The following is a 19467-nucleotide window of genomic DNA, read 5'->3' on the forward strand; positions in this document are numbered from 1 at the left end:
GCAACGCGTCACGCGTAGCGCGCGAGAAACATATCGGCGGCCGATTCCGCGACGTGCTTCTGTTCATCCACGCCGAGAGGCGGCTGCCCCATCGTCACCTGCGGCCAGAAAGCGAATGCTTTTACGAGGGCCTGCAACTGCTGCGAAGCGTATACCGGGTCCGAGGTCTTCAGGCGGCCATCGGCTGCGGCCGCGCGAATCCACACCGTCAAATCCTCCTCCCGCTCACCCATGCGGGTCACCATCTCCCGCGCGCGCTCCGGCGAATGAATGCCCGCCGCGATCGCGACGCGCGCGAGGGCCAGGAATGCCTCGTTATTCAATAGGCTCAGCTTCTTTAACAGAAGCTGGAGCAACTGCGCACGCAATGGATGCGCGGCGGAGTAAGCCGGCGCCTCGCCTGTGTCGCTCGACTCCCACAACTGCCGCAGGATCGCGGCGAACAGCACTTCCTTACTGGGGAAATGGTTGTAGACCGTCCGCTTCGAGACGCTCGCGCGGGCCGCGATACGGTCCATGCTGGTCGCGTCGAAACCGGCCGCGAGAAATTCTTCGATGGCCGCCTCGATGATGGCAGCGCGCTTGCGGTCGGTCAGGCGCAGAAGGGGTTGACTGGTGTTCATCGCTAAATTTTACACCGGGTAGTTTACTTTTCTCAAAAATAAACTACACTCAACAGTCTACTTTCTGTATCGAGGCGGTTTGCATGGCATCGTTTACCAGTTCTATTCGCCGCGCCTTGGGCCTGACGGCGGCGCGACGCGGGCGCGAATTGTTCGACATGTCGGCTCAACACGACGGCGAGCGCTTTCGGAACGTCAAGCCGCGTCCGGTCGAGGGTATCGGCAAGACCCTGAGCATCGCGTGGAATGTGTTGTTCCGGAAACCGGACGGTACGGTGCCGGCGGGCAAGCTGCCCGTCGACACGCTGTCACGCGAACAACTCGACGCCGCGCCGGACCGCAGCCTCTATCGCCTCGGGCATTCGACCATGCTGCTTAAGCTGCGCGGTCAGTTCTGGCTGACCGATCCCGTCTTCGCCGAGCGTGCATCGCCGTTCCGGCGGTTCGGCCCGAAGCGCTTCCATGCCCCGCCCATTGCACTCGAAGACTTGCCGCCGTTGCGCGGCGTGATTCTGTCGCACGATCACTATGACCATCTGGATCGCGAAACGGTGCTGGCGCTCGCCGCGAAGACCGGCGTGTTCCTGACGCCGCTGGGTGTCGGCGACCGCCTGATCGAATGGGGTATCGAGGCGTCGAAGGTGCGTCAATTCGATTGGTGGCAGGGCGTTGAAATCGACGGTCTGTCGTTTACTGCAACACCCGCGCAGCACTTCTCCGGTCGCAGTCTGTTCGACGGCAACAGCACCTTGTGGGCCTCGTGGGTGATCGTCGACGACGCGCTACGCGTGTTTTTCAGCGGCGACACCGGTTACTTCGACGGCTTCAGGACCATCGGCGAGCGGCTCGGTCCATTTGACGTGACGCTGCTCGAAACCGGCGCCTACGATGCTCAATGGCCGTACGTCCATATGCAGCCCGACGAGACCGTCCAGGCTCACGTCGATCTGGGCGGACGCTGGCTGGTGCCGGTTCACAACGGCACGTTCGATCTGGCGATGCATCGCTGGCAGGAACCGTACGAGCGTGTGGTTGGGCTCGCTGCCGCCCGGGGCATTGCGCTCGCGACGCCTCGCATGGGCGAGCGGCTGGATCTGGGCACGCCGCACCGTGGCACGAAGTGGTGGCGCGAGGTGGCGGAGGTGGTGCCGGCCCCCGCGACATCGCGGCGCTGGTTCTGTCGCGATAGCCGGCAAGCGAATTCGTAAGGCGTGCCCGGCAAGAGCTGATCTTGGCGCTTGCGCGCCGGATGCTACTGGGCATTCCCCAGTGCGCGCCGAGATCCGCAAGAGGATGAGTCGATCCACTCACGCAGCCGGACGTCGCGAATCTCAAGTACATCGAACAGGCCGACGGCACGCAGGGCCGGCAGGGCCGCGACGATGTCCGTGGCGGCCACGGCGCGCGCCGCGTCAGTGCTGGCCGGATCGGTCCAGACGCGTGCATTGGCCAGAAAAGCGGCAACAGTGCCTTTGCGGACGGTCACGCCATTGATATCGGTCCGATCGACGTGATCGGGGAGAACTTGCTCGGCTCGCATCGCACGGCACTCCTGTGTTGTTTGAGAAGAGGCCAGTCTAGTGATGCAGACCCGGCCCGTCTCCGGTATAAAGGTCATTCGATACCGGATTCCCGCCACCCCTTGCGATGACTACCCCCTTGATTCGACCGACTCTCGTGAGTTCGCCCGAAGGTCCATTCCTCGCCGCGGCCGAACTGACACAAAGTGAATCGCGCGCAACGCCCTCGCATAGTCATGCGCGCGGACAGCTCATGGGTGCGCTGAGCGGGCTCGCATCGATCGGGTTCGACAAGCAGCAATGGGTCGTGCCCGCCACCCATGCGATCTGGATTCCCCCGCATTGCGTTCACTCGATACGCTCCTATGGCCCCTTCTCGGGGTGGAGTGTTTTCATAACCGAGGAGCGCTGCGAATCGCTGCCGCGGCAGGCGCGCGCGATCAAGACGACGCCCTTGCTGCGCGAGGCGGTACGGCGCGCCGCGAGCTGGCCGGGCAACGAGCTCGACGCGACGCAGACGCGCATTGCGGAGGTCATCGTCGATGAGCTCGCTGCGTCAAAGGAAGAATCGCTAGGCCTGCCGAGCCCCACCGATCCACGGCTCGCGCGCATCACGGACGCGCTCGGCGGCAACCTCGCGGATAACCGCCGCCTCGAAGAATGGGCGGCATGGGCCGGGCTCGCGCCGCGAACGCTGAGCCGCCGGTTCGTGACCGAAACAGGCTTGACGTTCGCGCAATGGCGCCAACAGGCCCGCTTGCTTCGCGCACTCGAACGGGTGGCGGATGGGATTCCGGTCACGACGATTGCGCTCGAACTCGGCTACGACAATGTCAGCGCGTTTATCGACATGTTCCGTCGGGCCTTGGGCACCACGCCCGGACGCTACCTGGCCGCGGCAGCGCCGGAGAATCGCCGTAGCGGCTGATTCGAAACAGCCTTCACGTCACGGACAATATTTCCAGGCGTGAATCGTCTACAGACGTATGGAACCGCCGCGCACCCCAAAACCGACGATCGAACGCGACAACGACATCACTGCAACCGTGTTGCGTGAGCGGTCGAAACTCGGCAATTTCATCCGGCGCCGCGTGCACGATCAGGGCGAGGCCGAAGACATCCTGCAGGACGTCTTTCACGAGTTCGTGCAAGCCTACCGGCTCCCCGCGCCGATCGAACAGGTAAGCGCGTGGCTGTTCCGCGTCGCGCGCAACCGCATCATCGACCGCTTTCGCAAGCGCCGCGAGCAAGCGCTCGCCGACATGGCCGACGATCAGGACGACGCAGACAACCCGGACTATCGGCTGGATCTCGCCCTGCCGGCCACCGACGCCGGTCCCGAAGCCGTCTATGCAAGATCGTTGCTGCTGGAGGCCCTGCAAGAAGCACTCGACGAATTGCCGGCAAATCAGCGCGACGTCTTCGTCGCTCACGAACTCGAAGGACGCAGCTTCAAGGAGCTGGCATCCGAAAGCGGTGTCGGCGTGAACACGCTATTGGCCCGCAAGCGCTACGCGGTACTGCATCTGCGCGTTCGCCTGCAAGCCGTCTATGACGAACTGGATATCTAAAAGGAGCAGCTAGATGAGATTCAAACTGAGATGCTTCGGCAAGGCACTGTTGGTTCTGGTGGGCATTGCCGTGCTGGGATGGATGGTGATGGCGCTATGGAATTGGGTGATGCCCGCGCTATTCGCCGGTGCCCGTCCGATCGACTTTCTGCACGCGCTGGGCCTGCTGGTCCTGAGCCGAATTCTCTTTGGCGGATTTCGCGGGCATGGCGGCTGGCATGGACGCCGGCACTGGCGGCGCTGGGAACGGATGACACCCCAGGAGCGTGAAAACTTTCAGAAGAACCTGGCGTCTTTTGACGGCAAGCGCCGCGAGGACGAAGCATGAGCCGCGCATCTACATCCGCTTGCAAGCAGCCCGCAGGCGTGATCGCTCCCGTGGTCAATCTGAAGCGCTGCGAAGGCAAGGGTGATTGCGCCGTCGTCTGCCCCGAAGACGTATTCGAAATCCGCCGGATCGATACGGCGGACTATCGGCAGTTGGGCGCGCTGAACCGATTCAAGCTGCGCGTACACGGCATGAAAGTCGCGTACACGCCCAACGCCGATGCATGCCGGGCATGTGGCCTGTGCGTAAGCGCATGCCCGGAACATGCCATTACGTTAGCCAGGATCGGGGCGCAATAAGATCGTGCTTTGCCGCGCAGCACTCCCGACCTTATCGATCAAGGCCAGATTCGTTTCGAGCCAGTCGGGTCTCGCGGTACGCGATCGCTTCCTTGCAAGTTGTCTGCGACGCCTGCTCGAGTTTGAGATCGCACTCAAGAATTTCTTTCGTATCCTCACCAATCAGCAACTTATGCAGGTCTTGCAAATTGGGCAGAGGTGCAGCTGCGATCAGCTTGCCGTGCCGGTGCCCACGTTTCTCCCGGCATTCCTCGCCGAGCGGCCCTCCGCCCGCTTACCGGAACTGAACAGGCTCACGAACTGTTCGAAACCCTGGATCGGCAACGGCTTGCAAAAAAGAAACCCTTGATAGGCATGGCAGCCTGCAACCGCCAGGAAATCTCTTTGCGCTTCTGTTTCAACCCCCTCGGCAATGACACCCAGGTTAAAGCTTCGCGCAAGCGCCACGATGGTTCTCGCGATGTCAGCGTCGTTGGGGTCGACCAGAATGTCGCGCACGAACGAGCGATCGATCTTTAACTGGTCCAACGGCAATCTCTTCAGATACGCCAGCGAAGAGTAGCCCGTCCCGAAGTCGTCGAGCGAAAACGTCACGCCGCGGGCACGCAGGGCGCTCATCTTTTCGATAACGTCCTGTACGTTCTCAACGAGAACACTCTCGGTCAATTCGAGCTTCAACCGGTCCGCCCTCGCCCCGGTCCGGTCGATGACGTCGAGCACACCGTCCACGAAATCCGGCTCGCGGAATTGCCGGGCACTGACGTTCACTGCCATGGACAGATGCGCCATCGATGGGCTCGCCGCCCACAGTGCCAGTTGAGCGCATGCGGACGCCAGCACAGTGCGCCCCATCTCGAGAATCAGCCCAGACTCCTCGGCGAGCGGAATAAACTCGCCCGGCGGTATCAGGCCGCGTTCAGGATGCTCCCAACGCACCAGCGCCTCCGCACCGGTAATGTAATTGCCGTCGACGACCTGCGCCTGATAGTGGAGAACAATCCGGTTCTCTTCGATCGCGTTGCGCAGCCCCACCTCCATTTCGGCCCGCTTCAACACCGCTGTCTGCATCGCCGGGTCGAAGAAACAGATGCCATTGCGGCCGCGCTCCTTCGATTGATACATGGCGAGATCGGCCTGTTTGAAAAGCTCGTCGGTCGACGTCTGCTCCCCCTTGAATACCGTGACGCCGATGCTGGCGGTACTCCGGAACTGGATGCCGTTGAGTTCATAGGCACACCCCAGCACGGAGAGAATTCTTGCCCCCGCCGCCTCGGTCTGGCTGGTGGCCACCGCCTCATCCGGACTCAGGTTGCCCAGCACCACAACGAACTCGTCACCCCCCACCCGCGCGACCGTGTCGGCCTCGTTGACGCTATTCGACAGGCGATACGCGACCTGCCGCAGGAGCAGATCGCCTTTGTCGTGCCCAAGCGTATCGTTCAGCGTTTTGAAGTGATCGAGATCGATAAACATCAGGGCGCCACAGACCTTGTTCTCCCGGCTCGCCAGCATGGATTGCCTGAGCCGGTCCAGAAGCAGTGCACGATTGGGCAAGCGGGTCAGCGTGTCGTAGAAGGCCAGCTCGCGGATTTTCTCCTCTGACTTCTTACGCTCGGTAATGTCGCGGCCGCTGGTGCGAAAACCGATAAAGTCGCCCCTCTGATTGCTGATCGGCACCCAGGAAACCGACAGCCACAGCAGCGACCCATCCTTGCGCACGCAACGAAACTCGAGATCCTCGCCGCGAGAACCCTGAAGCCCCTTTTTAAATTCCGGGGCAACCCGCGAAACATCCTCTGGATGGATTAGCGTGCGGGCGAAATCGGGCATCGCCATGCATTCGGCGACCGTATAGCCCGTGTAGTACTCAACCGACGGATTGATCCAGCGAGGTTTGCCATCCGGTCCCCACCAGATTTCCAGGTTCACCGTGCAGTCGGCAATGGCGCGAAACTTCTCTTCGTTCTCGCGCAACTCCCGTGTCATCGCCGAGGCGAGCCGCATGGCGCGCTCACGCCCTGTCATCATGAGCCAGCTCAGAAGCGCCAGCAGAAAACTCAAGCCCGTGCCGGCGCCTGCGATCAACGCCTGTGCATTGCGTCCCAATCTGGATCGGAACTCGTCGGAGGCACTCATCGTGAGCATCCAGTCATGCCCGTCGACAACCAGATATTCATTTGCGGAGATGATCGCGGGGGCGCGCCGGTTGTTCGGCTCGGAAGCGCGATGCAGCAGCGCGGCCTCCAATGGCTCGACGCCGTCGTAAATGGCCAGCGAGATGCCGGGTGGCTGTTCGCCGTACAGACTGGCCATCACGTCGTGCATCTGGAACGACGCATAGACCCAACCGATAATGTTCGCCCGGCGTTGCGTGAGATCGTCCTGCGCCTTGCCGGCCGCGTAGATCGGCAGGTACATGATGAAACCCGGCCGACGGTCAGGACTCGCGCCGATCTGGAGGTTTACCTTGCCCGACAGGGCCGCCATGCCGGAATCGCGTGCCTTCTCCAGCGCGGCGCGCCGCACCGGTTCGTCCCAGGTGTCAAAACCGGGCGAGCTGCGAGCAATGCCAACAAAAGGCTCGCGCTGAATAATCGGCGCATAAGCCGTGCGCTGCCCGTCAGGATGAATCGTGTAGCCCGGAATGCCGCCCTGACGCATGCCCGCTATGTGGGCCGCTTTACTCGCCGCGGGCACCCATTCGATTACACCGACGCCGTGGACGCCGGAAAAATTCGCGTCAAGATTGAGCGCGTTCACATAGCGCCGGAACCGCTCGCGATCGATCGTACCGTTCGCGGCAAACAGGCTCTGCACGCCGCGCAACATCAGCTCATAGGTCGCCATGCGCTGCTCGACGCGGCCGACCACATCACTCACGGTGTATTCGAACTGGCTGCGAAGCTCTTTGCGACTCGCCTGTCGTTCGTGATTCCAGACGACCCACGTCAAACAGAGCGACGCTGATAGAACCAGTAACGGCAGTAGGACAGCGCGTAGCCGGATCACGGCGACGCCTTGAAGTCGACCATGGAATCAGCCAGCTCAGGCTTGAAGTACTTTTCGAAGATTCGGCGCACCGTGCCGTCCGCACGCATTTCGTCCACCAGCGCCTGCCACTTTTCCCGTTCGCCGACGGAGAGTGCTTTCTTCGACATGATCAGACCGTGCGGCACAGAAGGATCGTTGAACTCGACAATCGTCGTCACATTGCGGATTTTTTTCGCGTCCAGTGCGGGGTAATCGAAGGGCTCGATAATCATGCCCTGAATCTGCCGAAGTATAAGCGCCTGGTAGAGCGGTTCGAGCCCTCCCGCCAGGCTGACCCGGTTTTCCGCCGTCAGTCTGTCGACCAGTTCATTGGCCGATGCGCTATAGCGAAAACTGCGGATCACACCAAGCTGCGCGTGCCGATCACGTTCGAAATCCGCGACGTTGTGGATACCGGCGTCCTTGCGCACGAGCAGATAGTATTTATTGCTGAAGTACCACGCAAACGACGCGTATTGATTGCGTTCGTCGTTCGCAATGCCAGAAAGGCTGAAATCGAGCGCACCCGATTCGATCAGTTTCCAGATACGTGCCCGCGACATCAGACTGACCTTGATCTGGCAACCGCTGCGCCGGATCAGCTCGTCCGCAAAGTCTTTGTCGATACCGCTGTCGGTGTCGAGCGAATAGAGCAGGCCGTGGTCGTGCAATCCTAGCGTGAACGGCCGGGAGCAATCCGGGCCACCCGCAAAAGCATTGCTTACGAAACACACTGCCAACAGAACCCCGCCAAGCCAGCTTCGAATCACAACGCCTCCATAGCGAAATGACGCCTGGTTATATTCTCGCCGGTCATAATCCGGCGGCGTGCTCAGGCAGGTTTGTTTTACTCATACCCTGCTTTTAACACACAATTCGGGATATTTTTCTGACCCAATGCGCTGCCGATGGACGGTGACAACTTCAATCATCCGGACGGAATCGCACCAGCGTGTATGGTGCCTATGTATGACGCTCGTTCACCGTGCGGATCCCCGTTCAATGATGAAGCACCGAGGGGCCAGCGAAGGTCGTTCTGGAAGGCGGAGCCGGTAGGATGCGCAGCACTGCGCCCGAACCCCTCCTTTCAATCACGTAGCGCGTACATTTCATTTCCCGCTGAAGTACTGCGTGCAAGAAGCGTCGGGCGACCTACAAGCGCGGAACGTCGATGAAATGCCGGATAAGACGCTATCAACAGACGTCATATATCAAACCGCGCCCGCCTCGCCGCGCCCAAGCGCACCGGATTTTTATGCCCTTAATGCCTCGAAATTAATCACAAATAGGGGGAAACCCGTATAATTCAGGATAAGAGGTCAGACAACTAGTGGACACACCACGCGTCAAGACCCGGCCCGCGCCGCGCGGCGCCTCCCCAGAAAAGCTCTCCTTTCCCAGACCCGTGAACCCGACTGCGACTGCCCTGCCCTTCCGGAATGCCCTCATGGCGATGCTCGGCATCGGCCTTGTCAATATGCTGGTCGCACTCGACCAGACCGTCGTCAGCACCGCGCTGCCTTCGATCGTCGCCGAACTGCACGGCTTCGAGTACTACGCATGGATTGCCAGCGCGTACCTGCTGGCGTCGGTGGTGACCGTTCCCGTGTTCGGCCGTCTCGGCGACTACTTCGGCCGCAAGCGCTTCGTGATCGCCGCGGTTATCACGTTCACGGTGGCGTCGGTGCTGTGCGGCGTCGCGAACGACATGCTGTTTCTCGTGATCGCGCGCGGCTTGCAAGGCGTCGGCGGCGGGATGATGGTGGGCACCGCGTTCGCGTCGATCCCGGACCTGTTCCCCGATCCTCGCGCGCGGGTGCGCTGGCAGGTGGTGATGGCGGCCGCGTACGGGATCGGCACCGCGGCGGGTCCGTCGCTGGGCGGCTGGATGAGCGAGCATTGGGGCTGGCGCTCCACCTTCCTGATCAACCTGCCGGTCGGCGCCGCGGCGCTCTATTTCATCTGGGCGCATCTGCCCAACCTGCAGCGGCCGCACGAGGGCGAGGTCAAGATCGACTGGCTCGGCGCGGCACTGGTCGCCATCGTGCTGGGCGGCTTTCAGGCACTCATCGAAGCCGTGCCGAAACATGGTCTGACGACCGGCAATCTGACGTTAGCCGCCTTCGTGATCGCGGGCGCCGTTGCGTTGCTGGTATGTGAAAAACGCGCCACGCATCCAATCATTCCACTCGACCTGTTCAAGGACGCGCAACTCGTCACGCTGTTCATACTCGGCTTTCTGTCCGGCTTCGTGATGTTTTCGCTGATCTTCTTTGCGCCGCTGCTGTTGCAAGGCGGCTTCGGCTTGTCGCCGCAACAGGCGGGTCTGCTCGCCACGCCGATCGCCGCGTGTATCGCCCTCGGCAGCCTGCTGAATACGCGCATCGTCATCCACATGAAGAAGCCCACGCGGATTCTGTCGATCGGGTTCGCGCTGCTGCTGTTCGCCGCGATCGCGCTGGCGTTCGCCAATCCGCAGACCCCGCACGTGTGGATCGAATTGCCGATGGCGGCGGTCGGTATCGGCCTCGGTTTCATCCTGAACAATCTGAATGTGTTCGGCCAGGAGATTGCCGGACGCGAACGTTTCGGTATCACGACGGCGCTGCTTCAGTCCACGCGGATGGTGGGCGGGATGCTCGGCACCAGCATTGTGGCAACCGTGGTGCAGCATCACTATCGCGACGTGGTGACGCGTACGATGAGCGTGCTCGGCGAGCCGGCCGTTTCGCAATGGCAGCCGCGTTTCGTCGATCTGCGCATCCTGATCGACGAAGCATCGCGACTGAAACTGATTGCGGATATGAAGCCGTCGGGCCTCAATACGCTGGCGTTGATCGACACGGCACGCGATGCGCTGGTGCAGTCGATTCATATCGGTGTATGGCTGACGGCGGTAGCGGCATTGGCGGCGGCACTGCTCGTGCAGCGCATCTCGCACGTGGTGTTTCGCAAGAGCTGAACGGCGGCGTGGCCGCGACCGTTTCGCGGCTGCGGCCCGCGCCGCTTCTTGCATCGGCTATTGCAGCACTTATTGCATCGGTTATTGCGCGCCGAGCTTCCTGATCAGCACGTCGAGTTGCGCCATTTCCTCTTCGGTCAGATCGGTCAACGGCGCACGCACCGGTCCCGCGCTGTGGCCGACCAGCTTCGCGCCGGCCTTCACGATACTGACCGCGTAGCCCTGGCGGCGATTACGGATCGCCAGATACGGCAGGAAGAATTCATCGATCAGCCTGCCGACGGTAGCGTGGTCGTCCGCGGCAATCGCGCGGTAGAAGTCCATCGCGGTCTTCGGGATAAAGTTGAAGACCGCCGACGAGTACACCGGCACGCCCATCGCCTTATAAGCCGCAGCGTAGATTTCCGCGGTCGGCAGGCCGCCGAGGTACGAGAAACGCTCACCCAGACGCCGGCGAATCGTCACCATGTTCTCGATTTCACCCACGCCGTCCTTGAAGCCGATCAGGTTCGGGCAACGGTCGGCGAGACGTTCGAGCATATCCGCGTTCAGCTTCGAATTCGCGCGGTTATAGACGATCACGCCGATGTTCTTCACCGCCTTGCAGACCTGCTCGACATGCGCGGCAATGCCCTCCTGCGACGCCTCGGTCAGGTAGTGCGGCATCAGCAGCACGCCGCTCGCGCCGAGACGTTCGGCTTCCTTAGCATATTCAATCGCGACGCGCGTCGGGCCGCCCGCACCGGCGAGAATCGGCACCTTGCCGCGGCAGGTCTCGGTCGCCGTGCGAACCACCTCCGTGTAGTCGCTTCTGGTCAGCGAGAAAAATTCGCCGGTGCCGCCCGCGGCGAACAATGCCGTCGCGCCATACGGCGCGAGCCATTCGAGGCGCGCAGCATAGGTATCGGCGCGGAAATCGCCCTGTTCGTCGAAGTCGGTCACCGGAAACGACAGCAGGCCTTCCGAGACGATTGCTTTGAGTTCTTGAGGTGAGGTCATGGCGTGAATGGCTTAGTAGCGTAATAGCGTAAATTTTGTCGGTGAAAACGAGCGGCGGCACCCGCCGCCGCTCAAATCATCAAGAGACTTAGCGCACCAGACACGGGCGCTTGTTGTCGAACTTCCAGTTCGGAATCAGGTATTGCATGGCCACGCCGTCGTCGCGTGCGCCGAGGCCGTGTTGCTGATACAGCGCATGCGCCTTCTCGATCTCGTCCATATCCAGTTCGACACCGAGGCCGGCGGCCTGAGGCACCTTGACCTTGCCGCCGACGATCTGCAACGGCTCACGCGTCAGGCGCTGACCGTCCTGCCAGATCCAGTGCGTGTCGATCGCCGTAATCTTGCCGGGCGCCGCCGCCGCGACATGCGTGAACATCGCGAGCGAAATGTCGAAGTGGTTGTTCGAGTGCGAGCCCCAGGTGAGCCCCCATTCATTGCACATCTGCGCCACCCGCACCGAACCCTGCATGGTCCAGAAATGCGGATCGGCAAGCGGAATATCCACCGACTGCAACTGGATCGCGTGACCCATCTGACGCCAGTCGGTCGCGATCATGTTGGTCGCCGTCGGCAAACCGGTCGCGCGGCGGAACTCGGCCATCACCTCGCGGCCCGAATAGCCGTTCTCCGCGCCGCACGGATCTTCCGCGTAAGCCAGCACGTCGTGCTTGTCGCGGCACAGGCGCACCGCTTCCGCGAGCGACCATGCGCCGTTCGGGTCGAGCGTGACGCGGGCGTTGGGGAAACGCTCGGCGAGCGCCGTGACCGCTTCGATTTCGGCGTCGCCCGGCAACACGCCGCCTTTGAGCTTGAAATCGTTGAAGCCATAGCGCGCCTGCGCCGCCTCGGCGAGCCGCACGACTGCCTCGGGCGTCATCGCTTCTTCGGTACGCAGACGCTCCCAGTCGTCGCGCCCCTCCGCGCCGCTCGCATAGGGCAGATCGGTTTTCTTGCGGTCGCCGATATAGAACAGATAGCCGAGCATTTCCACTTCGTCGCGTTGCTGGCCTTCACCGAGCAGCGCCGCGACGGGGACGCCAAGATGCTGACCGAGCAGATCGAGCAACGCGGCTTCGAGCGCTGTCACCGCGTGAATGGTGGTGCGCAGATCGAAGGTCTGCAGACCGCGGCCACCGGCATCACGATCGGCGAACTGGGTACGCGCTTTGTTCAGGATAGCTTGAAGATTGCCGATCGACTGACCGACGACCAGCGGACGCGCATCGTCGATGGTCTGGCGGATGCTCTCGCCGCCCGGCACTTCGCCGACGCCCGTATGTCCGGCGCTGTCGCGCAGAATGACGATATTGCGTGTGAAGAACGGGCCATGCGCGCCGCTCAGATTCATCAGCATGCTGTCACGGCCGGCGACGGGCACGACGCGCAGCTCGGTCACGATCGGCGTAGCGTTCGATTGGGATGAGTTCGTGGACATGAGAATGGACCCGGTTGAGTTAGCGAGCCAGCAGGTGGGCGTCCGCGCGCTGGATTAGCGCGCTCGGGACCCGTGCCGGGCAAAAAGTGGGAAATGCGTGATTCATGATCGGCGATTTTCGCTGGTCAGTGGGCTTTGCTATGCAAAGGCTCCGGCAACGCGTCCCGATTCACGCGGTGATTGCGGGTCAGGAAACCGGCCGCCGCCGCGATCAGCGAAGCCACGCCCAGCGCGTACAAACCGCCAGTAATCGAGCCGGTGTGCTGCTGCAAATAACCGAACGCGGCCGGTGCGAAAAAGCCGCCGAGGTTGCCGACCGAGTTGATCAGCGCGATCACGGCTGCGGCAACGCGCGCGTCGAGATAACCCTGCGGAATCGGCCAGAAGAGCGACGAGGCCGCCTTGAAACCGATCGCTGAGAAACAGATAGCCACGAAAGACAGCACCGGATTACCCGAAGTCGAAGCGAACAACCCGCACGCCGCGATCACGAGCGCCACCGCCAGCCACGCCTGCTGAAAACGCCATTTCGCCGACAACACCGCGAAGCAGTACATCGCGACCATGGCGATGAGCCACGGGATGGTATTGAACATGCCGACTTCAAAGTCCGAGAGCCCACCCATCTTGCGGATGATCGTCGGCAGCCAGAACGTCGCCGCGTAGATGGTCAGTTGAATCGCGAAGTACAGAAAGCAGAACAGGAGAATCTGCGGGTCTTTCAGCAGCTTCATCGGCGGCAGATGCGCGCCGCCGTGCGCCTCACGCTCGGCCTGCTCCGCGGCGATCGAGCTTTCGAGCACGGCCTGCTCCTCAGCCGTCAGCCACGAGGCATCGCGAATGCGCGATTTCAGCAGCAACCAGCTCACACCGCACAGCACGATTGAAAAACCGCCTTCAATCAGAAACATCCATTGCCAGCCCTGCAAGCCGAGGCCGCGAATCGACAGCAGACTGCCGGTGATCGGCCCGGACAGCACCGACGCCAGCGCGGAGCCCGAGAGAAAAACCGCCACGGCCTTGCCGCGTTCTTTCTGCGGCAGCCATTGGGTGAAGTAAAACACCACGCCCGGAAAGAAGCCGGCTTCAGCGATGCCGAGCAGAAAGCGCAATACATAGAAGGACGTATCGTTCCAGACGAACGCCATGGCCGCCGCGACCAGCCCCCAGGTGCCCATGATGCGGGTCAGCCACGCGCGCGCGCCGTACTTCTGCATCAATACGTTCGACGGCACTTCAAACAGCGCGTAGCCGACAAAGAACAAGCCGCTCCCCAGACCGTACGCGGCGGCGCCGATGCCGAGGTCCGCCTGCATGTGGGAATTGACGAAGCCGATGTTCACGCGATCGATGTAGTTCGCGATGAACATGATCAGAAACAGCGGCAAGATGTGCCGCTTGACCTTCGAGACTGCGGATTCGAGCGCGTCGGCGGCGGTAAGAGCAGATGTCAAGGTTGTCTCCAGTTCCGGCCACTCCGGCGGCCTGCTCCGTAACACGTGATACGTTGTCTGACGACAGTCTACCCGCTTCTTTCCATCGATTCCAATAAGGTGTTTACCCTGCCACTTGCCTCGCACTCCGGCCGGGTATAGTGAAAAAAGCAGCGGGCACGGCATTCCCACCTTGGAAAAGGTCAATCAAAATAAGACGTCCGACAACAAAACATAAACCGCTTGCAGTAGAGACCGGAAAGGGTCGATCCGTCGCCGCGCGCATCCCCCGGGAGCGAGTGTTTCGAGTCGCGATCAATCGGACTGACGCTATGATGGCTATGTCGAAGCGCCCTATGACTTCACTCGCACCCGCGACGGGTGTATTTCCAGCCGATCAGATTAATCAACAAACCGTAAATGAGCAGCCTGACTGAGAAGGTGGTGGCCAGCCTTTCCGACGAAATCCGCCGCGGCGCCCTGAGGCCGGGAGACCGCATTCCTACGGAAGTCGCCATGATGAAGCAGCTCTCGGTGAGCCGCTCCGTGGTTCGCGAGGCAATCTCGCGCCTGCAGGCGGCTAAAGTGGTCGAGACGCGTCACGGCATCGGCACGTTCGTGCTGGAGCCGGCCACGGAACAGTCGATGCAGTTGCCCGCCGCCGACCTCTCCAGCATGCTGGACGTGATGGCGATCATTGAATTTCGCATCGATGTGGAAGCTGCTTCGGCTGCGCTCGCCGCGGCACGGCGTACCGAGCAGAATCTCAAGCAGATTCGTGCCGCACTGGAACGCTTCGAGTCGGAACTCGAACGTGGGAGTACGGACACGCTCGCGCATGACATCGAGTTTCATTTGCAGATCGCCCGGGCCAGCGGCAACCGCTATTTCTTCGATGTGCTCAGTCAACTCGGCCGCTCGGTGAGCCCGCGCACGCGGCTCGGATCAGCCGAGATCGCGGAGCTCGATCATATTGAAACCTTGCGCAATGTGCTGGGCGAGCACCAGATGATTTACCGGGCCATCGAACGTCAGGACGCCGACGACGCACGCGCCGCGATGCGCATGCATCTGAGCAATAGCCGCGAGCGGCTTCGGCGCGCGCATGAGTCGAGCAAGGCGGCCGGCTAAGCCCAGGAGCGGGGCTTATCAGGCTCACCCGCGGCGGCCTGAACCGGCTCAGCGTTTCACGCCGCGTGGCCGCGCCGTGCAAGCGATCTACGCTGCCGGCGCATAGCCGTCCTCAGCCGGCTCCTCCACCTCCAGCCCCATCAAGGCCGAACTCAACGATTTGCCATGCGCGTCCAGCGCCAGCGAGCGCGTCACGCCCCCGCCGAGCGCCTCGCCAAGTACGAAGTTGAATGCGGCAATGGCAGGCAATTCGTAACGCACGACATTGCCGCGCACCACCTCGCCGAGATGCGCCTTGACCCGCTCGGCGCTCAACACCGCTCGCAGATGCTCATAGTGTCTGGCGTCGTAACAGATGACGGAGATATTCAGCGTATTGCCCTTATCGCCGGTCCGCGAATGCGCAAGTTCACGTAGTTTCATGTCACGCCTCCACCAGCGAGAAAGTAGGCCTGGCGTGCTCACGCGGCAGCAACACCGATTGCACCGCGACGACTTCGCGTGCCGACTTCGTCACGCCGCCACCGCCCGCCGGCCCGTTCGTATAAAGCGTCTCCACCTCGTTGCCGATCCGTACCGCTTGCGCCAGCGAGTCGGCGCGCCCCGCGACCCGTGCCCGGACCTCATAGGGCTCGGCGTGGTCGACCGCCAGCGCTTCGCCATGCAATGCATTCACACCGATCAGATCGAATCGCAATTCACGCGTATCCACACCGGTCAAGGCGAGCCTTTCCCGCACGATATCGAGCGCGAGCCGGGCACGTGCCAGCGCGCCGGGACCGCCGTACGAGATCTGCCCCTCGCCGATATAGCCGTCGAAATAAGCGACCGACACCTTCAACGTATCCGTACGCGGCGCGCCACGTCCACCGCTCACGCGAATGCGATCCGGCGCTTCCTGCGCGACACGCACCTGCGTGAAGTCGGCGACCACGTCCGGTTGCAGATAGCGCTGCGGATCGTGAATCTCGTACAGCAGTTGCTCCTTGCAGCTTGCTTCGGTCACCCGTCCGCCGGCCTGCGCGAGCTTGGTAATGATCACCGAACCGTCCTGCCCGACTTCGGCGATGGGAAAGCCGAGCCGCGCGAGATTCGGGACGTCCTTGAAACCCGGGTCCGCAAAATAGCCTCCGGTGATTTGTCCCGCGCATTCGAGCAGATGGCCGATCACGGTTGCCTGCCCGAGCGTTTGCCAGTCGTCCATCCGCCACCCGAATTCATGGATCAACGGCGCGACGAACAAGGATGGATCGGCAACACGTCCGGTCAGCACGATTTGCGCGCCGGCCGCCAGCGCCTCGACAATCGCCGCCGCGCCAAGGTACGCATTCGCGGAGACGAGGCGATCCTTATACGACGCGACGCTTTCCCCCGACTCCTCGAAGCGGAAATTGCCCTGCCGCACCACGTCGAGCACATCGTCGCCGGTGACGGCGGCAATCTTCACCGGACCGAGTCCGAGCGAGTGCGCGATCTCGGCAGTCTTCTTCGCCGCCGCGAGTGGATTGGCCGCACCCATGTTCGACACGATCCGCACGCCGTTGCGAATCGCAGCGGGCAGCACGGCCGCCATGCGCGTTTCGAGCAACGGGTCGTAACCCTGTTCGGGATCTTTGCTGCGCGCCTGCTGCGCAATCGCGATGGTGCGCTCGGCGAGGCATTCGAACACCAGGTAATCGAGCGCGCCATGTTCCGCCAGTTCGGCCGCCGGCTCGATACGGTCGCCGGAATACCCCGCGCCCGCGCCGATTCGCACCGGCCGTCTATGTGGAGTCGTTGTCATGATGATCGCGTCCGTTCAGTGAAGCCGTGCGGCTCACAGTGAGAATATCCCCAGCACGACGCAGGCAATCGTCATCACGATCGACGCGGCGAACAGCAAGGGAAACGTAAATTTCTGGTGATCGGCAAGATCGATGCCGCACAAGCCGACTACGAGAAACGTCGCTGGCGTAAGGGGGCTGACCGGGAAGCCGGTCGTCATCTGCCCGAGCAGCGCGGCCTGGCCGACGTGCACGGCGGGCACGCCGAGTTGGCCGGCCACTTCGGCAATCACCGGCAACACGCCGAAGTAAAACGAGTCCGGGTCGAACAGCATGCTGAGCGGCATCGACAGCACGCCGAGCACGACGGGAATGTGCCCCGCCATCGCGGGCGGCACGAAACCGACGGCTGCCTGTGCCATCGCTTTCAGCATGCCGCTGCCCTGCATCACGCCTGTGAACACGCCGGCCGCGAGCAGAATGCCGGCCATCATCAGCGCGGCGCGCGCGTGAGCGTCGATCCGCTTGCGCTGCATGTCGACGTTCGGATAGTTCACCATCAACGCGACGCATAGCCCGACCATGAACATGATCGCGGGCGGAATCTTCTCGCCCATCACGACCATCGTGCCGAGTACGACCAGCGTCAGGACGATGTTGCACCAGAAGTTTTTCGGCCGGCGCAAGGCTTGCTCCTCCGGCGTCAGCTTGCGCTCCGGCATCGGTATCGAAGCGCTCGCGGCGCTAAGACCCAGGCGCTTTTCCTCGCGCCGCCCGAGCCAGAATGCCACGCCGAAAACGAACACCAGCCCGATCAACTGCACGGGAATCAGCGGATTGAACAGCGCCGAAATCGGCAGATGCAGCGACGCCGACGCGCGGATCATCGGCCCGGTCCACGGAAGAAAGTTGATACCGGCAGCCATCGAAACGGCCGCGGCCAGCACGCGCCGGTCCATTTTCAGACGATCGTAGAGCGGCAGCATCGCGGGAATCGTGACGAGAAAGCACACTGCGCCGGAGCCGTCCAGGTGAATCAGCAGCGCGAGCAAGGTGGTGCCCATCACGATTCGCGTGGGCCGCGTACCGACCGCGCGCAGGATGCGGTCGATGATCGGATCGAGCGTGCCGGCGTCGGTGATGGTGCCGAAGTAGAGAATCGCGAAGACGAACATGCCGACCACGGGCGCGAGGCTCTTGAGCCCGTCGATCACGAACTTGCTGGTCTGAAAGCCGAAGCCGCCGATGAGCGACGCCGCAATCGGCACGATGATGAGCGCCACCAGCGGCGACATCCGTTTCGACAGAATCGCGCCGAGCAGCACGGCGATGGTAGCCAGCCCCAGTAGTGGCAGCATGTGCTTGTCTCCTATGTTGTTTTTTACTGCGATCGAGCGTAAGTTCGGGGCAACAATAAATCAATTGAAATGAATTGATCGCAGCAATCACAAACCATTATGGATCTGAATCTTCGGGACATCCGCGCGTTCATCGCCGTCGCGCAAACGGGCAGCTTCACGCGTGCGGCGGCACGCTTGCACCTGTCACAACCGGCCTTGACGGTGCAGATCCGCCGGCTCGAGGAAACCGTCGGCATGCGCCTGTTCGACCGCAACAGCCGCAATGTCGCGCTAACGCCGACCGGCCGCGAACTGCTGCCGCTGCTGCAAAAGTCGCTGCACGATATGGAACATGTGCTGATCGACGCACGTGCGCTCGGCGAGGGAACCAGCGGCACGGTGCGCATTGCGTGCCTGCCGACTTTTGCGGCCAGCGTCCTGCCCGAACTCGTACAGGACATGAAGAAGGCTGTGCCGCGCGTGAACTTCCATGTGCGCGACGTGGTGGCCAGCGTGGTCAATACGCTGGTGCGCAACGAGGAGGTCGATATCGGCCTGACTGGCGGCGCGCTGGACGATAGCGCCTTCGAGGTACTGCATGCGGGTATCGATCGTCTGGTGGCGGTTTTTCCGAAGCGCCATGCGCTGGCGCGGCGTCGGCGCATCACGCTGGCCGACCTCGCCGCGGTGCCGCTCGTGCTGACGGCCGCAGGCACGAGCGTGCGAGCCGTGGTCGATAGCGCCTTTGCCAATGCCCACTGCGCGCCGGAGATCGCCTGTGAGCCGACCTACATGATGAGCGCCGTCGCGATGGTGCGCGCCGGGCTCGGTGTGACCATCCTGCCGGCTTCGGCTCGCGAGGTCAGAGCGGAGCCCGAGTTGGTGGTTCGTCCGGTTGACGATCCCGCCTTCACCCGTCCAATCGCCCTCATCAAGAAACGCGGCCGAACCCTGCCGCCCGTCACGGAAACCTTCGTCAGCATTTTGCTCGACAGGCTCGATTGACCCTCATGCGTATTCAATGATTCAA

Annotated in this window: 18 protein-coding genes and 1 pseudogene; 8 read left to right on the forward strand and 11 right to left on the reverse strand. The window is 62.2% G+C overall.

Annotated features, from left to right (window positions below; all coding sequences use genetic code 11):
* Nucleotides 1-8 precede the first annotated feature (8 nt).
* Nucleotides 9-623, reverse strand: coding sequence for a TetR/AcrR family transcriptional regulator (locus HWX91_RS23530; protein WP_028194988.1), 615 nt, complete (start codon nucleotides 621-623; stop codon nucleotides 9-11).
* An 83-nt stretch (nucleotides 624-706) separates the two neighbouring features.
* Here HWX91_RS23530 and HWX91_RS23535 point away from each other — a divergent pair, with 83 nt between their 5' ends.
* Nucleotides 707-1831, forward strand: coding sequence for an MBL fold metallo-hydrolase (locus tag HWX91_RS23535; protein WP_028194989.1), 1125 nt, complete (start codon nucleotides 707-709; stop codon nucleotides 1829-1831).
* 44 nt (nucleotides 1832-1875) lie between these two features.
* On the opposite strand, the gene HWX91_RS23540 is transcribed toward HWX91_RS23535, so the two are convergent.
* The gene (locus HWX91_RS23540) at nucleotides 1876-2163 is read right to left on the reverse strand and encodes a hypothetical protein (protein ID WP_028194990.1); all 288 of its coding nucleotides are present in this window, start codon (nucleotides 2161-2163) and stop codon (nucleotides 1876-1878) included.
* A 107-nt stretch (nucleotides 2164-2270) separates the two neighbouring features.
* Between HWX91_RS23540 and HWX91_RS23545 the strand changes: the two genes are divergently transcribed.
* The 4 genes from HWX91_RS23545 to HWX91_RS23560 are packed head-to-tail and all read left to right on the forward strand — an operon-like array spanning nucleotide 2271 to nucleotide 4341.
* Nucleotides 2271-3071, forward strand: coding sequence for an AraC family transcriptional regulator (locus HWX91_RS23545; RefSeq protein ID WP_028194991.1), 801 nt, complete (start codon nucleotides 2271-2273; stop codon nucleotides 3069-3071).
* Between the two features lie 58 nt (nucleotides 3072-3129).
* The gene (locus HWX91_RS23550; RefSeq protein WP_028194992.1) at nucleotides 3130-3714 is read left to right on the forward strand and encodes an RNA polymerase sigma factor; all 585 of its coding nucleotides are present in this window, start codon (nucleotides 3130-3132) and stop codon (nucleotides 3712-3714) included.
* Between the two features lie 13 nt (nucleotides 3715-3727).
* A complete protein-coding gene (locus HWX91_RS23555) occupies nucleotides 3728-4042 on the forward strand; it encodes a hypothetical protein (RefSeq protein ID WP_028194993.1) in 315 nt (104 codons plus the stop codon).
* Nucleotides 4039-4341: a 4Fe-4S binding protein gene (locus tag HWX91_RS23560; protein WP_028194994.1), complete on the forward strand. Its 303-nt coding sequence runs from the start codon at nucleotides 4039-4041 to the stop codon at nucleotides 4339-4341. Before HWX91_RS23555 ends, HWX91_RS23560 begins: the two co-directional genes overlap by 4 nt.
* Here the strand turns inward: HWX91_RS23560 and HWX91_RS23565 are convergent.
* The 3 genes and pseudogenes from HWX91_RS23565 to HWX91_RS23575 all read right to left on the reverse strand — a co-directional run.
* Nucleotides 4318-4537 (reverse strand): annotated as a pseudogene (locus tag HWX91_RS23565) (bacterioferritin); the annotation flags it as partial. The gene HWX91_RS23560 and the pseudogene HWX91_RS23565 overlap by 24 nt on opposite strands.
* 14 nt (nucleotides 4538-4551) lie before the next feature.
* Complete coding sequence (locus tag HWX91_RS23570; protein ID WP_042274145.1) at nucleotides 4552-7350, reverse strand: bifunctional diguanylate cyclase/phosphodiesterase; 2799 nt, start codon at nucleotides 7348-7350, stop codon at nucleotides 4552-4554.
* Nucleotides 7347-8141 carry a substrate-binding periplasmic protein gene (locus tag HWX91_RS23575; protein WP_028194995.1) on the reverse strand — a complete coding sequence of 265 codons (795 nt, stop codon included), beginning with the start codon at nucleotides 8139-8141 and terminating at the stop codon, nucleotides 7347-7349. Before HWX91_RS23575 ends, HWX91_RS23570 begins: the two co-directional genes overlap by 4 nt.
* Before the next feature lie 683 nt (nucleotides 8142-8824).
* Here HWX91_RS23575 and HWX91_RS23580 point away from each other — a divergent pair.
* Entirely contained in the window at nucleotides 8825-10333 is a 1509-nt protein-coding gene (locus HWX91_RS23580) for an MFS transporter (RefSeq protein WP_028194996.1), read from the forward strand.
* An 81-nt stretch (nucleotides 10334-10414) separates the two neighbouring features.
* On the opposite strand, the gene kdgD is transcribed toward HWX91_RS23580, so the two are convergent.
* The 3 genes from kdgD to HWX91_RS23595 form a co-directional block, all read right to left on the reverse strand.
* Nucleotides 10415-11332 carry a 5-dehydro-4-deoxyglucarate dehydratase gene (kdgD, locus tag HWX91_RS23585; RefSeq protein WP_028194997.1) on the reverse strand — a complete coding sequence of 306 codons (918 nt, stop codon included), beginning with the start codon at nucleotides 11330-11332 and terminating at the stop codon, nucleotides 10415-10417.
* A gap of 88 nt (nucleotides 11333-11420) precedes the next feature.
* Entirely contained in the window at nucleotides 11421-12770 is a 1350-nt protein-coding gene (gene gudD, locus HWX91_RS23590) for a glucarate dehydratase (protein WP_028194998.1), read from the reverse strand.
* 125 nt (nucleotides 12771-12895) lie between these two features.
* Nucleotides 12896-14224: an MFS transporter gene (locus HWX91_RS23595; protein ID WP_028194999.1), complete on the reverse strand. Its 1329-nt coding sequence runs from the start codon at nucleotides 14222-14224 to the stop codon at nucleotides 12896-12898.
* A gap of 399 nt (nucleotides 14225-14623) precedes the next feature.
* Between HWX91_RS23595 and HWX91_RS23600 the strand changes: the two genes are divergently transcribed.
* Nucleotides 14624-15334, forward strand: a complete 711-nt coding sequence (locus HWX91_RS23600) for a FadR/GntR family transcriptional regulator (protein ID WP_028195000.1) — start codon at nucleotides 14624-14626, stop codon at nucleotides 15332-15334.
* Nucleotides 15335-15421: 87 nt separating this feature from the next.
* On the opposite strand, the gene HWX91_RS23605 is transcribed toward HWX91_RS23600, so the two are convergent.
* The 3 genes from HWX91_RS23605 to HWX91_RS23615 are packed head-to-tail and all read right to left on the reverse strand — an operon-like array spanning nucleotide 15422 to nucleotide 18455.
* Nucleotides 15422-15757: an AtuA-related protein gene (locus HWX91_RS23605; RefSeq protein ID WP_028195001.1), complete on the reverse strand. Its 336-nt coding sequence runs from the start codon at nucleotides 15755-15757 to the stop codon at nucleotides 15422-15424.
* Between the two features lies 1 nt (nucleotide 15758).
* A complete protein-coding gene (locus HWX91_RS23610) occupies nucleotides 15759-17117 on the reverse strand; it encodes an acyclic terpene utilization AtuA family protein (RefSeq protein ID WP_028195002.1) in 1359 nt (452 codons plus the stop codon).
* 33 nt (nucleotides 17118-17150) lie between these two features.
* A complete protein-coding gene (locus tag HWX91_RS23615) occupies nucleotides 17151-18455 on the reverse strand; it encodes a CitMHS family transporter (RefSeq protein WP_028195003.1) in 1305 nt (434 codons plus the stop codon).
* A 99-nt stretch (nucleotides 18456-18554) separates the two neighbouring features.
* Here HWX91_RS23615 and HWX91_RS23620 point away from each other — a divergent pair, with 99 nt between their 5' ends.
* Nucleotides 18555-19442, forward strand: coding sequence for a LysR family transcriptional regulator (locus HWX91_RS23620; RefSeq protein WP_028195004.1), 888 nt, complete (start codon nucleotides 18555-18557; stop codon nucleotides 19440-19442).
* Nucleotides 19443-19467 lie beyond the last annotated feature (25 nt).

The organism is Paraburkholderia fungorum, assembly GCF_902833645.1.
In the GTDB taxonomy this organism is placed as follows: Bacteria; Pseudomonadota; Gammaproteobacteria; order Burkholderiales; family Burkholderiaceae; genus Paraburkholderia; species Paraburkholderia fungorum.